Annotated in this window: 1 protein-coding gene; it reads right to left on the bottom strand. The window is 59.6% G+C overall.

Annotation, left to right across the window (positions count from 1 at the left end; translation table 11 throughout):
• Nucleotides 1–74 precede the first annotated feature (74 nt).
• Nucleotides 75–305, bottom strand: coding sequence for a glycosyltransferase family A protein (locus tag X743_RS1000000171820; RefSeq protein ID WP_245264363.1), 231 nt, complete (start codon nucleotides 303–305; stop codon nucleotides 75–77).
• Nucleotides 306–423 lie beyond the last annotated feature (118 nt).

Genomic DNA, 423 nt, shown 5'->3' with positions numbered 1-423 from the left:
GCGACAGCCCGATATCGGAACTGCCTTGCGTGAGCTCAATTGGGAGCCAAGAACCCCGTTGCGAGACGGCCTCGTCAAGACCATTGCCTATTTCGAAGGCTTGGTTTCGTCGGGGTATCTACGCCCCGCCGCTGCCGAATGAAGACCGTCCTGGTCACCGGCGGGGCCCGGCTATATCGGATAATTTCGGCGGTGCCATCACTCGAGCCGTCATTGACGACAATCGCCTCCCAATCGGCAATGTCCTGACCGAGGAGACAGTCGAGTGCTCGTGCGAGCGTCAGTTGCGCGTTGCGCGCGGGCACCACGATTGAAACCAAGGGATTGTCCGCCACTTCTCCCTACCCGCGCTTGGTTCGGAGGTAGAACAGGATTCCTGAAGCATAGCCGGCGATTTCATGCCAAAGGAACCGATCCTCGGGA

Origin of the sequence: Mesorhizobium sp. LNHC232B00, assembly GCF_000502435.1 — a bacterium.
GTDB lineage: Bacteria > Pseudomonadota > Alphaproteobacteria > Rhizobiales > Rhizobiaceae > Mesorhizobium > Mesorhizobium opportunistum.
This window is presented reverse-complemented; position numbering and strand designations above follow the sequence as displayed.